Genomic DNA, 15,592 nt, shown 5'->3' with positions numbered 1-15,592 from the left:
CGCATACCATTGGATAATGTGATCGCAATAGCCAGTCTGGGTTCAGACGGAGATGATCACTCAGTTACGTTCCCATGGACTGTCAGCTATCCATTGTCGAATTCGACATCGTTCAGATAGACCTGTTTCACCTGCAGCTGTGTAATTTTTCCTGCAAGTATGTTATTTCTGTCAAAGCCTAAAGATTTACACAAGTCTGCGTTATCCAGCTGTTCGTATTCATCGTAGCCTGTTCTCTGGAAGCTCAGGTCTTCCAATGTATTCGGCCTTTTGCCGGCGATAGCAATATTTAGATAATCAAATGGAACAAACGTCTGTAACACCCCCGGGATAGGGCGATCTTGTCAGATAATTCAAAGGGCGCTTCAAGAATCTGCTGCAATGCTTTTGCATTAATGTTCACGTTGCAATCCCATTTGCAGGTTATTCGATGGTTGTATCTGGCGATGTCCAGCATGATCAGGAGGTCTTTCTCCCGGAATGTTTTACCAGAATCCATAAGGTCTGGTAGCACGCGCAATTTCCAGTATACTCTGATTGGTATTTGAAGATATATATATAAATCCGATATTCTTCTGTCTGAGATATCCGGCCAGATCTGTACCTAATGAGCCATCCAACAGAAAGATGTCCAACAGCACCCAGGTTGGTTATTTTCTATCATTGCTTGGCTTATCAACAGAAGCAGCAATGCCGCAGACTGCATAACTGCTTTTCTAAGCATCAGTTGAGATCATTTCCCACAATAAATTCGTCTTCGACGATCAGTATATTTCCTTCATGGTCATTTCTCAATGTAATTTACAAGTTATCCGGCAGCCTGCCATCGTTCAGAAAATCCAGCACTACGGTAACACCGTTATAATATAAATATGTAAGGTTCTCTCACCTGTCTGCTCAGGCCTGTCATCAGCATCAATCCCATGGAGGTGTCTGCATAGGGGTCAAAATCAACAGGTAATCCTTCTCCATTATCCTTTATCAGTAATGTATAATGTTTGCCATCATTGCTTTGCAATGAGATGTTTACAATACCTTTTTTCCGGCCGGTAAATGCATGTCTGAAAATATTACTGATTGCTTCTGTGATAAATAATGCCGAAAGGAATGGCAAGCGCAACATCGAGCTTTAAAGGTACTGTTTTACGATGGAAGTCAATATCGGTATCTACTTCATTCATCTTTAAGAGAATCCAACAATTCACTGATATACTGAGGAATATCGATCGTTGACAACGCGTCTTCCTGATATAGTTTCTGGTATACCAGAGAAATAGCAAACATCCGGTGTTGTGTATTACGGACTGCTGACGCGCTTCGTATCTGCAAGAAAGGTATATTGTGTATTCAGCAGACTTATTGCCATCTGCAGATTTTTTTACCCTGTGATGTGTTTCTTCCATCAGCCAGTCTTTTTCACGGGTAATATTCCCAGATACCTGTCAAACTCATTCAGCTTAAACCGTAAACGTCTTATTTCTCCGAGGCGCTGATAATACAGCCAGCTAAGTCGCCAGATTGCAAAGCCTGCCCCCAGCAATGATACAACAGCGGCGACTGTATATACGGGGTACTTTATCCAGACGTCAACAAACGTGGAATTCAGGCACAAAAAGCTGTGAGTAATGGTGAAGGCAACGGTAATGTGTTCAAAGCAAAAATGCTATCAATGATAATAATGGATCCGATCCTTGAAAAACCGGACTGATTATCCGGATAAAGGACGGTCTGCTTATCCTATACCCGATCAATCCGACACAGATTTAACAACTGTGATGCCATTTCTTTATAAACTGATTTATAACAACTTGTAGCAAAGTCCAGTTTAACAGATCTGTTATATTTCGCTGATCGGCGAAATACAATCGTATTATCCGTGCTGTCTGAAAAACAATCTATTAATAGTCAACTGGTTAATTCTCTGGCATGGAAGTCGTGCAGGCAATCAACCCAGAATCCCTTTTTAATGAGGGCACTTATTTGTTACTTACTATTCTCTTCTCTTTTGTAGTGCCGGCACACCGGATAGTCTGCGTTCCGCATGCGGAGCAGGCAGATTCACGGATGAAATGACAAAGAAGATATAGGAGACCAGCACCAAAAGACAACAATTAACAAGACAATTGATCAGGTGTTATAAGTAATATACGTTCATCATATAACAAAAAACACAAAACCATGACTCCAGAAAAATCAACAGCATACTTGGGGACGAAGCCAGGATTTGCTCACTTACAAAAGCACCAAAGTACCAAAAGAACGATTACACCTGCCCTCAGCTGATTTTCTCGACAAACATTTTGTGTTTTCCAACCGGACACCCCAGACACTGAGAAGCCTGGCCCAATTGTATGGTGCAGGTCGTCTTGGCGGAACGGGATATGTATCGATCTTACCAATAGATCAGGGGATAGAGCATAGCGGAGGTGCTTCTTTTGCGGCAAATCCTATGTATTTTGATCCGGAGAACATCGTCAGACTTGCCATTGAAGGAGGCTGTAACGGTGTGGCCACCACATACGGGGGATTAGCACTCATGTCGCGCAAGTATGCACATAAAATACCTTTTATTGTTAAGATCAATCACAATGAACTGCTGACTTACCCTAACAGTTTTGAGCAGATCATGTTTGGTACAGTAAGAGATGCGTGGAATCTTGGTGCTGTCGCAGTAGGTGCAACCATTTATTTTGGATCTTCAGATGCACGCCGTCAGATTACAGAAGTAGCCGCTGCATTTGAAGAAGCGCATTCATTGGGTATGGCGACCATCCTCTGGTGTTATCTACGGAATGACGCCTTTAAAACAGGTGGAAAAGACTATCATGTATCGGCGGATCTCACCGGTCAGGCTAACCACCTTGGTGTAACCATACAGGCAGATATCATCAAACAAAAACTGCCTGAAAACAATGGCGGTTACAAGGCACTTAATATGGGTAGCAGCAGTTATGGCAAACTGGATGAGAGAATGTACACCGATCTCACTACAGATCACCCTATTGACCTCTGTCGTTATCAGGTACTGAACTGTTACAGTGGTCGTATCGGATTGATCAATTCAGGAGGTGCATCATCCGGCGCAGGCGATCTGAAAGAAGCTGTTAAGACAGCTGTGATCAATAAACGTGCAGGAGGTATGGGCCTGATATCGGAAGAAAAGCTTTTCAGCGTCCGTTTGAAGAAGGTGTATCACTGCTCCACACCATACAGGACGTTTATTTATCAAAAGAAATTGATGTTGCGTAATGTAATATCATACAGCGAAAAGGGCATGTAGTGTTAATACTACATACCCTTTCTCTGTATAATAAAATCAATCAGGGTTTAAGTCCCTTGAACAACCGGAGGTCGCATTGTAAAGAGAACATAAAGTACCGCCCGAGTAATCTGTTCTGATTCTCCACTACTGTATTTCCGGTGATTGTCTGAGATAATCTGGAGGTCTCATCTAAAAGGTTAAATCCCTGCAGACGACATGTTAACTTTCGCTTGAAGAATAACTTTTCGATCGTTCCGTTCACTAACAGCGGATTAGCTGTGAGTGCTCCGCTGAATCCGGTGTTTAACTGCTTCGTAAGGTCACCGGCTATACTAAATGTTTTCAGAAAATATATTTTACTATTGAGGTTAAAATTCCATGTACTGATATTGGTGATATTATTCTCCTGTAGTACATAAACATTGCGGTTGTAAGTATAAGCAACACTACCTGTCAGCTCCATCCATTCCCGTAGCATATTTGCGCGGACTGTTTGATTGACCACCAGATTCTGCCCTGTTTTACGCACATTATCCATATAGAGGATGTTGTTATTGTAGGAGGCGTTTCCATCCATGAATAAGTTGTACTTACCATCATCGATCCGATAAGACCATCCATAAATAAAACGGAAATTATAGTCACCATTTGTATTCAGAAAACGGGTTTCCTGTTTGACGGTATTAAAACTATCTCTGACCAGTGAAACATTTGTTACTACTTTATCTTGTGTATAATTAGCCGACAGATGTAAAAACAAGGTATTCAGACCTGCATTTCTATAGTTAAAAAACAACGCGTGGGCAAATGCAGGGCGTAAATCAGGATTACCAATGACCGGGAACTGTGCATTGGTCAGATCGGGAACAGGTTGCAATTGCTGATAAGTCGGAAACATCACATTGCCTGCGTAGGCTAAGCTCACCATTGCCTGTCTGGGAAGTTTGTACTGTATACGGAATACCGGCACCAGTTTATTGCTTTTTACGACTGCCCTGTTTATACCGCCAGCCATACTGCTGTTCAGACTTGCAGGTACCAGGCGCATACCGAAGTTCATATCCCATTTATTCTTAGCGCGCCGATAGTTCAATTCTATCTGATGTTGTATCTGTGTATAGATATAGCTGTTGCTGAGAGAGTCTATCCTGTTGATCTTTCCATCTGCATTGATCCACCGGGTATCCTGTATATTGTCAGTACGATTATAGTTAAGGGAGTAACGAAACTCAAGACTATTGACAGAATCAAGCGGCTCCACATAAGATATCTGCCCGTTGGCGGTGAGTGTCTTATTCCGCTTATCCAGTAACTGATGTAGTACAGAATCTTTTGCTACGGTACTATCTGGATTATAGTACCGCAGACTGTCAATACCATCCTGCAGGTTATTATTACTTGTAGAATTAGCATATATTCCTACAGAAACTATCCTTCCCAGATCAGAGAGACGGTGTGTGCCAAACATCCCTACCATATAAACGGGGGTATTGCTTATGTTACTGCTCGCAGTGATCTGATCTTTTCTTTGTAATCCGCTTTGGATAGCGCTGGTAAAACTGTTATTGGTGCTCTTATTTCCGGATACGTTAAAGTTGAAGTTGAGCATATCTCCTTCTTTCGGCTTGTATTCAGTACCGATATTGATGTTATAGTTTTCAGTCCGGCTGCTGTTATTACTTGTATTGACACTTGATAAGGTACCGTCGGTCGTGACTGTTTTCACGGTACTCAGTGATTCCAGTTCACTGGTAGTACGGCCACCAAGGATACCCAGATTCAAAGAAAAAGCCTTTGAATAGTTTCCACGATAGTTGATGTTGCCTATAGAAGCAACTGTATTCCCCACTTGAGCCGATGTGTTATTGGTATTACCATTTATAGAGAGTTGTTGCTTTTCACTGAAAAAATTAGCCAGTGCGGCAGCATTATACCGGCCATCATTACCGGTACCTGCCAGTGCCTGTACCTGATATACTTTTTCCAGATCTGCTTTGGTTTCTATATTCAGTATTTTCTCCGGCTCTCCTACTTTCCTGCCGGTAGCACGGGCCAGATCACCATAGTCGTCGATCAGCTGTATCTTATCAATCAGGTCAACGGGCAATAAGCGGGTCAGTGTTTTAATATCATCGATCATAAAATCTTTCCCGTTGATCCGGACCTTGGTAATTTTCTTACCCATGGTCTGTACATTCCCCTCCATATCCACCTGCATACCCGGCAACCGTTTCAGCAGGTCTTCTGCAACAGCATTCTGCCGGAGGCGATACTGGTCTGCACGATATTCGATGGTATCTTCCTTTATGATGACGGGAGAAAGTCTTCCTTTTACCACGACTTCTTTCAGCTCGTTGGTTTTCATGGTAAGTTTAATAAGTGGCAGGTCAATTTGTGCACCGGCTTCCCGAAACGAAAATTCCCGGTACCAGGTTTCATACCCCAGTACACTGACACGGATGGTAAATATAGATTGACGTACCTGCTGAAAGGAGAATCTGCCGGTTTCGTTGCTGATAGTATGCATGGTATCTCGTCCGGCCATCAGCCACACGTTAGCGCCGATCATTTCCTGACCGGTGGTGTCTCTGATGGTACCTGACACGTTATATGTTGTTTGCGCCGACAAGGCTTGCAGGCAGCAAAAAAAACAAATGAGCAGGAAGATCCTCTTCATAAGAAAATATGGAATTCAATTCAGACCTGTTGAATGGATACTGCTGATTACGGGCTAACGGGCAAACTGGTTAACTTGACTATACGGCTACTAACAAACAATCATAATTCCGGGTCTCCTGTAAAGTGGCAAAAGTATCCTGCAGCATAATGCTGTTTTGTCAGATGAATTTAGTCTTTTTTAGGGAGACCGCCAGTAAAAATATAGGGCTACTGCATACTGATTGCGGTATGGGGAAAAAAGCAGTAAAAAGCTCCATACGGAGCTTTTATACGGCTTCCGGGCTTGTTTCTCTTTCCATCATTTTACGCATGTTCATGACGGCATACCGTACCCTTCCCAATGCGGTATTAATACCGACATTGACGATCTGGGCGATCTCTTTGAAGGAGAGGTCGGCATAGTATCTTAAGATAAGCGCTTCACGCTGTGCTTCAGGCAGACGATCTATCAATTGCTGCACGGACGCATGTGTTTCTCTGGTGATAATGCGTTGTTCCTGACTTTCTACCTGTTGGTATATTTGATTGGAAATTTCATCTCTGTAGATAATGGCAAAAGCTGCTGTCTTTTTACGAAAATGGCTGATACAACAGTTATGGGCGATCCTGACGGCCCAGGCTATAAAGCGACTGTTGTCAAGGTAGTGGCCTTCATTGAAGGCATTGATGATTTTTATGAACACATCCTGGAATATATCTTCCGCCAGGCATCTGTCTTTTACCAACAGCATGATGGTTGTAAAGATCCTGTTCTTGTGCCTGTGCACAAGTACGGTAAATGCACGGTCGTTGCCGGATCTGTACAATCTTATGAGTTCTTCATCTGTCAGGTCACAATATCTGTTCATGTCATTAATTTTTTAAAAAACCGGGCAAAAAAAGATGTTAAAAAAACCGGCCGCCCTGGATAAAGCAGCCATCTTACATGTGGTTTTGATGGAGATGGTCATTAGTAAACTAGTTCTTCAGTCCGAAGTAAGCTTTTACTTCAGCATAGTTACCCCAGTCAATACCTTTGGATACACGTCCAGCGGCAGCACCAGGAATAATCACATATCTTACCAGGAATCTCTTCTGACCAGAGGAGTTCGTCTGTGTACTTACATTGTAGTTGCTCAACAGTATCAATCCGCCTTCAGCCAGCAGATCTCTGATATACAGATCTCCTTCTACATAAGGTACGGATGATACTCTTGGATCTGTAGCCAGGTACAGATTGAAGTATATTTTCACAAGTCCTGTGTTGAGTACTTCACTTGTAATTTCAGGTACTTCAACAGCCCATTCGTATTCACCGCTGGCTGTATCCAGTGCGAATTGTGTTTCGAGCCATTCAGAGTAGATAATATTCGCGGAGCCTGCGTCACCTTTGTCTCCCTTATCTCCCTTGTCGCCTTTAGCGCCATTTTCACCGGCAGGTCCTTCAGGTCCTACATCACCATCCTTTCCGCAGGAAGCCATACCTACCATTAAAGAGAACATAACCGCGACAAAGAAAAAACTGGAAATTCGTTTCATAAGTAATTGTTTGTGTTTTAATTAAGATGTTTGGTTTAATAAATTATCAAAGTGTCATTCCATCCGTTGATCAGAAATTATTCCGGGGACACAGGTCACCATACCGGTTGCCGAGCAGAAAACCGATCAGTATTTCATGTGTACCCTTGCTGACTGCATTGAGCGAAGAGGTGGTGTAATCGTAGGCATAGCCGATGTTGATGGTTGAACTGATATTCACACCCAGCATCGCGGCAAAACCATCCTTTACACGATAAGAACCACCCACCCACATGCGGTCGCGATACATGAACTTTGCGTTCACATCATAGCTTACCGGCGCTGCGGTTACCAGTCTGACCATTACAGATGGCAACATGGTAAAATCTTCACTCAGCCACAATCTGTAACCACCTGAGAAAAAGAGGTGCGGCACCAGCTTCCCTCTGTAAAGAGAATCACCCACTACTTTACCATTATCATAAGCAACCTCCTGGGGAACGATATTCTGGGCTGCCGCACCTAAATAGAAATCCGGTCCGTACAACAACAATCCGGCATTCACTTCAGGCCTCCATTTATTCAGCAGGGCGCTGGATGCTACTACCGGATCGCCCGGTTGCTGGAACTGTAACTTTGCCGCATCTACCGATACGGACTGCATACCTACAGAGATACCTCCGCTGATGCTCAGTCTTGTTGACAGTGGAATATGATGTGCATATGTTGCACTGATTGAGAACCTGCTCAACGGGCCAGTCTTATCATTCAAAATAGTCATCCCCACACCCGCATGTGCGGGTGGCGTAGTATACTCCTGCCAGTATGCGCGGCCTCTGGGATTATCTCCCGGAGGGGTTAAACCGGTTACACTGGCTACAGGGTAATCGCTTTTGCGAAGCGGACCATGCACTGTCAGGTAAGTCGTCACCGGTGCTCCGTTCAACCCTGTCCACTGATGACGATGACTTGCCTTTACATCCCAGTAGTTTTCAATACCAGCCACTGCGGGATTGATAATGAAAGGATTCAGGATATACTGTGTGTAGTGCGGCTGTTGTTGTGCATGTAAGCCCTGCGATAAGACTACCAGCAACAGCAGCAACAATGGTTTTCTTTTCATAAGCTTTTTGTTTTTAGTGGTGTGCATTAGCTTATTCGCGGCTGAGGATCTTGAACTCCGTTCTGCGGTTACGCGCACGGCCTTCAGGATTATCAGAACCATCCTTATTTGTGTTAGGTGCTACCGGATGAGAAGCAGCGTATCCTTTAGCCTGCAGACGGGTACTTTCAATGCCCTGACTTACGAGGTAGTCAACACAACTTTTCGCACGTGCATCAGACAGTTTTTCATTCAGCTCATTTGAGCCTTTGCTATCTGTATGTGCGCTTAATTCGATCACAATCTTCGGATACTTCTTCAGCATTGCTACCAGTCTATCCAATGAAGGGAAAGAAGCCGGTTGCAGATAGGACTCGTTGAAGTCGTAGTATACATTTTCAAGCACAATAGGTCCATCTGTTGCTGGTGGTTCCAATGCGATGATCTGTGGTTCTGGTTTTGGTGCCGGTGGAGGCGGAGGAGGTGGTGGTACTACTTTCTTCAGTGAAAACAGTTCCAGACAACAAGCCGCATCTCTGTCAGAAGAAAGCCATACAGATTCGAGGATATTGTCTTTACTGCCTTTGCTGGTGAAGTACATATCATCTTTCACGGAATTTACCGGATAACCAAAATTCACTGGTTCAGACCATGTACCTGCTGACTCTTTTGTATAGAAGAAATCAAATCCTCCCATACCTACACGACCATCAGTAGAGAATACCAATAAACCGGAAGCTGCATGGTAATAAGGTGCTTCTTCGTTCCATGGGGTGTTTACAACCGGTCCTAAGTTCTTTGTGAAGAAAGGGGTGCCTTCTCCATTCAGCTCTGCTTCCCAGAGATCAAATGCGCCTACACCTCCGGGTCTGTCACTCGCATAGATCAGGCGTTTGCCGTCAGGAGTTACAAAAGGTTGCTGCGCACTGAAACCTGGCACATTAAGCATAGTATCCAATATTACCGGCTCACTCCAGGTATCACCTGTTTTTTTACTGCTATAGATAGCGGCACTTTTCTTACCCTGTTTTACTGTCCAGCGGGTCAGAAATAAAGTATTCCCATCAGGCGTCAGGGCGATCACACCCTGATCCACATCTTTCGGTTGCGGAATATTCAGACGGCTTACCGTATCAGGCTGACCCGTTGCGTAATCCGCACTGTAGAGACGGTTTACAAAGGCATGTCCTTTTATATCTTTATCGGGTCTTGTAGAAGTAAAGACCAGTACATTTTCCTTATACCATACCGGTGCATAGTTAGCACCGATCGGATTGATGATTGTTGGCGCCTTTTCTACCTTATACAGGTTCAGATCTGGTTTAGCCATTTCAGCAATCACAAAACGCAGGTTCTGTAATTCACGTTGTGCGGTAGCACGGTAATTATCTTCTACAGTGTAATAGGTCAGAAAATCAGTAAATGCCTTTTCCGCCAACTCATGTCTTCCCAGCGCACGGAGTGCTACTGCGTAGTGGTAACCTGCGAGCGGGAATGCTGCTTTATCAAACTCAGTGGCTTCTGCATACCAGGGTACTGCTTTACTGTAGTCGTGTAACAGACGATAGCTTTCTGCCAGTTTATAAATAGCCTGCTGTTCACTGCTGACAGTTGCCAGCGATTTCTTTGCAGACGGTTGTGTGTTATAAGGTCTGTATGCGGCATCGCTTACAATCTTTCTGGCTCCTGCCAGGTATTTCTCATAATAAGGAGCCGCAGAGCTATATTCTGCATTCTTGTAGTAATAGTCAGCAGCTCTCAGATAGTTGTAGGCCACCTGTGCCTTGCTGATGGCTACTGCTGAAAACATTGCTATGGTAAGAAAAATACGTTTCATGTTCTTCTTTTGATACGTGTTGACGGATGAGGTTCATATTAGAGACGCGGACAAACAAACTCCGCTTCCTGTGATCTGAAAAGCTTTCTGCCGATGAAAGTGAGGGACAGTTCGAAACTGTTAGAGCCTCTCGCCATTTTGCTCAGTTCAGAAGTATTGATGTCATAGCTCACACCCAGTGTAAAGCTCTTGTAAGTGAAACCGGCATGTGTGGATACCGCATCTTTGAACCTATAGTTGACACCCAGCAATACGTCAGTGATGGGATTTACAAACAATTGTCCGTAAGCGCCGGCCATTTTCTCTTCTGCATTACCCTGTCTCAGGTAAAGAATGTTAGGCGTTATACTGATTGCATCAGTCACTGCCAGTTTCACACCGGCATGACCTGTAAAGCGCATAGGGAAACGTGCGTCACCTGTAACGCTGAACTGATCAGTCGGACGGGTCAGATGTGCTACGGAGAAACCGCCAAAAATGTTATACTTCTTTCCTGGTTCCGCATCGTAATACAATACGCCAGCTCCTGCATCAAAAGAGGTAGAAGATGTCCGGCTGAAACCATCAGCGCTTGGCGTACCCGGATTATAACCGGTGATGGGGTTCCATTGATCACCGAAGGTCAGTTTGGAAGCATCGAACTTACGCTGGATCATACCGAACTGTAAGCCAAACACTACGCGGTGATACCCTTCAGCGCCAAAACGTACGCCTGTATAAGAGGCACTACCGTAAGCAGTCGTATAGTTGTAACCACCATCGCCAGCTTTCTGGTTCAATACGCTGGCGCCAAAATTGAACTGTTTGTTGGTGGTGAAATCAGCAGCAACACCATACGTTGTAAACGGATCGCTGATATTTCCCCATTGATTACGATAGATGGCACCAATGCGGTACTGGCCATCAAATGCACCGGTCAGTGCCGGGTTAAGCCATGACGGATACACATAGTACTGGGAAAAATGCGGATCTGTCTGTGCTGTTGCTGTATTCCCTATGAAGATCAGAAAGGGCAATACCAGGATGATAGATAGTATATTTCTCATTTTGGTCGATATTTTCAGATGTTATTGTAAGATGACTACGTAGCCTGTCATTGGGGCTGTACCATTGTTTAGTTTAATGACATAGTAATAAGTGGCCTGCGGTAACAGATGGCCTTTATAAGTGCCGTCCCATGGCGTCTTATATCCTTCGGAATAGTATACGCGCTGTCCGTAACGGTTGAAGACCTCTACCGTGCATTCCCCGTAATCAGCCAGATTGGTCAGTACCCATCTGTCATTGATCTGATCACCATTGGGAGAGAATACATTGGGGATGCTCACTTTTTTGAAGACTTTCACGGAGGTTTCGTCTGTTGCTGCGCAACCACCTTCACCTATAGCTGTCAGCGTGTATATCTGGTCTTCCATCGCCTTCAGTACCGGTTTCAATACAGTAGGATCAGAAAGTCCATCGGGAGGTGTCCAGCGGAAGCTTTGCGAAGCGTCATTCACAGTCGGGGCAAATATTACCTGACTACCCTGTGCAACGATGAAGGATGGTCCTGCATCTATGACCGGTTGCAGATATACCACTACATTGCTGGTATATGGAACGGATATGCAACCTGCATTATTAGCCACTACCAGTTGCACAGTATAATCACCAGGTGCTGTATAGCGTTTTACAGGATTACGATCTGTTGAACCACTACCATCACCAAAAGTCCATGCCCATGTTACGATATTGTTATTGGCATCCACACTCCTGTCAGTAAAGACATTGTCAGCCCCCTGACACAGTGTATCCGGAGATACAGTGAAATCAGCCATTGGTTGCGCATAGAAATCTGCCAGTACCTTTTCTTTAACGGCTGTACAGCCATATACGGACGTAGCCGTCAGTATTACTGTATAAGCACCTGCATCCTGATAGTGATGTAAAGGAGATGCATCTGTCGCGGTGCTGCCATCTCCGAATGCCCACTGATAAGTCAGTGCTGACATATCAGGCACAGCTGACTGATTGGTGAACTGTGCAGCGCCTTCCGGCATACAGATATTGGTGGGTAATGCAAAGTCTGGAACCGGTAAAGCATGTACAGCAACTGTTCTTGTAGCGGTATCACTGATACATCCATGGTCACTGACAGTTACCAGTTTTGCGTTATAATTTTTCCACGCTGTATAAGTCTTATTGAATGTGTTATTATCTGTACGGTTTTCTGTGCTACCGTCTCCGAAAAGCCATTTCCATGTGACGATATTCCCTGTAGTGATAGTTGACTGATCTGCGAAACTCACCGCCTCTCCCAGACAAACGTCTGCATTGGCAGTAAAGACCGTTTGTGGCTTAGGGTATACCGTGATCGTTGCCGGGATAGAATCTGTACAACCTCCCTGCGCGGTAAATACATACCAGACAGTATGTGTACCCGCACCTGCGGTCAAAGGATTAAATATTCCCGCTTGTGATACACCTGCGCCTTTATAAATACCTGTACCGGTCACACCATTGGTTACGGTTGCTTTCGCCACCGATATGACCGACTTGTCATTTATACAAACAGCCGGCAGTGATGCACCAAATGTCAGTGCAGGCTTCAGATTAAAGGTGGCCTGTACAGTGGTGTCTTTGATACATCCCTGTGCAGTGGTAACCGCATATTTAACTGTATAAGTTCCGAATCTTGAATAACTATGCAGCGGATCAGCAATAGTAGCTGTATTAGGATTGGCAGGAGTAGCATTGGCATCTCCGAAGTCCCATGCATAGGTACTGATCGCCTGTCCGTCAGGTACTGTTGTGGTACTGGTGAATTGTACTTGTCCGGTAGCCAGCAGACAGGTATCCGGATAGGTAAATCCTACTATTGGATTTGCATTTACAGTGATCGTCTTCTTCGCAGTATCACTCACACACAGTTCACTGATCTTTACGACATGCGCTATTGTATATGTACCAAATTTGCTGTAGTTCGCTTTCTGTGCCGCATCATTATCAAGTGATGCCGTCGTATCATTACCAAAATTCCAGTACCAGTTCTTCATAGGTGCAGTGCCTCCGTAAGTAGACTGGTCAGTCACCTGTATACTGCCCCCTTCACACACAGCGGCTGGAACAGTCGTAAAATCAGCCACAGGAATCGCTACTACGGTAATAGGAATGATAGTATCTGCCAGACAGCCTTCTTTTGAAATTACACTCAGCTGAATATTCTGCTGCCCTATCGGGAATTTACGCCGGACTACTGCACCACTGTCCTGTACTGCTCCCGGGAATGTCCATTTCCAACGATCAATGGTATACCCGTTACCACTACTATCTGCCTTGAAATAAGCCGTATCCATTGTACAACCAGTGAAATCAGTGCTGAATGAAGCAGCAGGCTTACGTTTTACATCTACCGAAATCTTTACTTCCTCTTTATGGTCACATTTCTCAATACCTGGATGTGTATTAACAATCGGTATTTCATATTTGCCGATCGTGCTGAAAAGATAGGTGCCAGGTAGGGTATATTTATAATAAGGAACTCCGTTTACCAGCTCCTCTCCCACCGGTAAAGGATTCACTTGTGATACATCTGCATTTGGTGTTACGATATTACCAAGCTTACTAATGTTCCAGTGCATCTCCGTCGGCTTATATGCAAGGAGTACTGACAGTTCAACAGGTGTCTGTGTACAGGTAAAGTCGTTTTTATAAGATGAGGTATCCTGTTCGTTGTGGATAACTCCTATTACATTCAGGTTATTGATGAGTGTACCTGCGTTATAACCGTAACTTTCCACCGATCCCAATCCGTATGTCACAGCGGTAAAGGCGGAATCACTCTGTACAACACATTGTGCCTGTGTGGCATTCCACCTTTTAATAACAACTGAGTAACCCGGCACATTAGGATGTGGAATAGCCACATTCCATGAATTAGCTACACCATCAATGGTTAATGTATTCAAACCGTTTGTGGGTATGATCATCGTGAGGTAATTCACATTGATATTTTCCCGGTTATTTCTGTAAAAACCGATCCTTTTGATGGATTGTTCCACAGGACTCAGGTATACCATTTCGGGGTCACCATCACCACCGGTATTGTTACATGCACCGGTAGACGACATGTATTGTGCTACCAGTACCGGTTTATCTGCTTCAATCAGATCCGGACTATTACTTTCAAATTCATAGTAAGAATTATTCAGCAGACCTGTTAATTGTATGCCATTTCGTTTCACAACAGTAGCCGGATCTTTTACCACCACTTTATAGGGGTTGGTCATGAAACTACTGGGGGTATTATCAACAGAACTGGGAGCGGTGAGATATCGCTTTCCCCATGCCTGTGAAGGAAATACCTGTTGAATATTGTTATCCCCACTGGAACCGAAATTACCGACACAGGCAATACTTGTGCGGCTACTACCAGAGAACACCGCTACAGGGAAACAGGTATCATTGACATTGGCAATCGATCTGACGGTCGTACCGGTCATCTCATGTCCGGCACTCCCTCCCAATGATGCACCTATTACCTGATAAATCTCTCCTCTGTTCAAGGTAACTGTGAATGGCACACCCGGTAATTTACCATTACGGGTGGGTACGGAAGGGGTGATTTCTACTACAGTATTATTTTCTTTTGCCACCACAAACATCCAGGAGAAACAGTCAAAGTCATAGTCCTGCTGACTGTTCAATGATACATAATAATATCCCCAGGTATCTTCCGGCATCAACATGGTGGCTCCGGATGAAGCACTACCATAGATGTGTGCATAAGCCACAATCGGAACGTCACTGACGATATGAATACCTTTCCGCTGGAATAACCCTTCACCACCGGTGCCACCGAAAGTAGGCGGTACTGAATAAAGTCTTGCGTCAAAAGTACCCGTCTTAGGTATCTGGTCGGTTGCAATAACAGTGTTGGCTGGAATTGAATAAGATCTTGACCAGGTGGTGCCATCAATAGTAACGGTAACGTTGGCAGGTTCTTCCGCACTTAGGTAGAGTACCATTTCCTGTGAGTTACCTCTGTTAGGCTCCATGAACTGGTGATGGCCATATCCTACCCAGAAGCTTTTCCCTCTGTTGGATAAATTCTGACCATAGGTTTGCAAACAGGTTAACAGGATTATTAAGGCAGCGCAGCAGCTGCGGAACAACATCCTGCTGCTGTTGCTCCCGCCATAAGGCGGAGAGCAATAGCAAGCAAAGAGTTGTCGGG

The 15,592-nt window shown here is 44.4% G+C and carries 11 protein-coding genes; 1 reads left to right on the top strand and 10 read right to left on the bottom strand.

From position 1 onward, the window contains the following. Positions 1-485 precede the first annotated feature (485 nt). The 3 genes from FEF09_RS30800 to FEF09_RS19175 form a co-directional block, all read right to left on the bottom strand. Complete coding sequence (locus FEF09_RS30800; RefSeq protein WP_222597039.1) at positions 486-635, bottom strand: hypothetical protein; 150 nt, start codon at positions 633-635, stop codon at positions 486-488. Positions 636-859: 224 nt separating this feature from the next. Then, positions 860-1,114: an ATP-binding protein gene (locus tag FEF09_RS19180; protein WP_146306616.1), complete on the bottom strand. Its 255-nt coding sequence runs from the start codon at positions 1,112-1,114 to the stop codon at positions 860-862. Positions 1,115-1,173: 59 nt separating this feature from the next. Beyond that, entirely contained in the window at positions 1,174-1,329 is a 156-nt protein-coding gene (locus FEF09_RS19175) for a histidine kinase dimerization/phosphoacceptor domain -containing protein (RefSeq protein ID WP_222597038.1), read from the bottom strand. Between the two features lie 895 nt (positions 1,330-2,224). Here FEF09_RS19175 and FEF09_RS19170 point away from each other — a divergent pair. Further along, positions 2,225-3,280 (top strand): class I fructose-bisphosphate aldolase, encoded by a 1,056-nt coding sequence (locus FEF09_RS19170; protein ID WP_261387602.1) that lies wholly within the window; start codon positions 2,225-2,227, stop codon positions 3,278-3,280. Between the two features lie 40 nt (positions 3,281-3,320). Here FEF09_RS19170 and FEF09_RS19165 read toward each other — a convergent pair whose 3' ends face one another. The 7 genes from FEF09_RS19165 to FEF09_RS19135 form a co-directional block, all read right to left on the bottom strand. Further along, positions 3,321-5,867 carry an outer membrane beta-barrel protein gene (locus FEF09_RS19165; protein WP_186774407.1) on the bottom strand — a complete coding sequence of 849 codons (2,547 nt, stop codon included), beginning with the start codon at positions 5,865-5,867 and terminating at the stop codon, positions 3,321-3,323. 340 nt (positions 5,868-6,207) lie between these two features. Further along, positions 6,208-6,789, bottom strand: a complete 582-nt coding sequence (locus FEF09_RS19160) for an RNA polymerase sigma factor (RefSeq protein WP_146306613.1) — start codon at positions 6,787-6,789, stop codon at positions 6,208-6,210. 109 nt (positions 6,790-6,898) lie between these two features. Continuing rightward, positions 6,899-7,459 (bottom strand): hypothetical protein, encoded by a 561-nt coding sequence (locus FEF09_RS19155; RefSeq protein WP_146306612.1) that lies wholly within the window; start codon positions 7,457-7,459, stop codon positions 6,899-6,901. A gap of 70 nt (positions 7,460-7,529) precedes the next feature. Beyond that, positions 7,530-8,561 (bottom strand): type IX secretion system membrane protein PorP/SprF, encoded by a 1,032-nt coding sequence (locus tag FEF09_RS19150; protein WP_146306611.1) that lies wholly within the window; start codon positions 8,559-8,561, stop codon positions 7,530-7,532. A gap of 31 nt (positions 8,562-8,592) precedes the next feature. Then, complete coding sequence (locus FEF09_RS19145; protein ID WP_146306610.1) at positions 8,593-10,377, bottom strand: OmpA family protein; 1,785 nt, start codon at positions 10,375-10,377, stop codon at positions 8,593-8,595. A gap of 38 nt (positions 10,378-10,415) precedes the next feature. Beyond that, the gene (locus tag FEF09_RS19140; protein WP_146306609.1) at positions 10,416-11,423 is read right to left on the bottom strand and encodes a PorP/SprF family type IX secretion system membrane protein; all 1,008 of its coding nucleotides are present in this window, start codon (positions 11,421-11,423) and stop codon (positions 10,416-10,418) included. Positions 11,424-11,444: 21 nt separating this feature from the next. After that, positions 11,445-15,485 (bottom strand): PKD domain-containing protein, encoded by a 4,041-nt coding sequence (locus FEF09_RS19135; RefSeq protein WP_261387601.1) that lies wholly within the window; start codon positions 15,483-15,485, stop codon positions 11,445-11,447. Positions 15,486-15,592 lie beyond the last annotated feature (107 nt).

This window comes from Chitinophaga pinensis (assembly GCF_007896845.1).
Lineage (GTDB): Bacteria > Bacteroidota > Bacteroidia > Chitinophagales > Chitinophagaceae > Chitinophaga > Chitinophaga pinensis_C.
Note: the sequence above shows the minus strand (reverse complement) of the source record. Positions and strands in the feature narration are given on the sequence as shown.